The following is a 560-nucleotide window of genomic DNA, read 5'->3' on the forward strand; positions in this document are numbered from 1 at the left end:
CCGAGCAGGATCGACCCGATGCCTTCGCCGCTCTTGTGGATGCGATAACCCATCGCCACGCAATCGGCGTCGCGGGCGTGCTTGATCTTGAACATCACGCGCTTGTCCGGCTGATAGGTCAGGTCGACGGGTTTTGCGATCACGCCGTCGAGTCCCGCGCCCTCGAACTCGTCGAACCACCGGTGCGCCGTCGCGAGGTCGGTCGTCACCGGGGTGACCTGGAATTTCGGGCCCGCGCCAGAGAGCGCGTCGACGAGTGCATTGCGGCGTTCCCCGAAAGGCCGTTGGGTGTAATCGATGTCGTCTCGCGCGAGCAGATCGAACGCGATGAAGGCCGCGGGTGTCTTCTCGGCCAGCATCCGGACCCGCGAGTCGGCGGGGTGGATGCGTTGTTGCAGGGTCTCGAAGTCGAGGCCATGGCCGGCGGCGACGACGATCTCGCCGTCGATCACGCAGCGTCCGGGTAGCTCCGTCCTCGCGGCCGCGACCAGTTCGGGGAAGTAGCGGGTCAGCGGGCGTTCGTTGCGGCTGCCGAACTCGACCTCGTCGCCGTCGCGGAA

1 protein-coding gene is annotated in these 560 nt (G+C 66.8%); it reads right to left on the reverse strand.

All coding sequences use genetic code 11. The features are described 5' to 3' along the window. Positions 1 to 560: ATP-dependent DNA ligase (locus tag A5752_RS15140; RefSeq protein WP_156613895.1), on the reverse strand; the 560-nt coding region annotated here is incomplete at both ends.

It is taken from the genome of Mycobacterium sp. 852002-51961_SCH5331710, assembly GCF_001665535.1.
In the GTDB taxonomy this organism is placed as follows: domain Bacteria; phylum Actinomycetota; class Actinomycetes; order Mycobacteriales; family Mycobacteriaceae; genus Mycobacterium.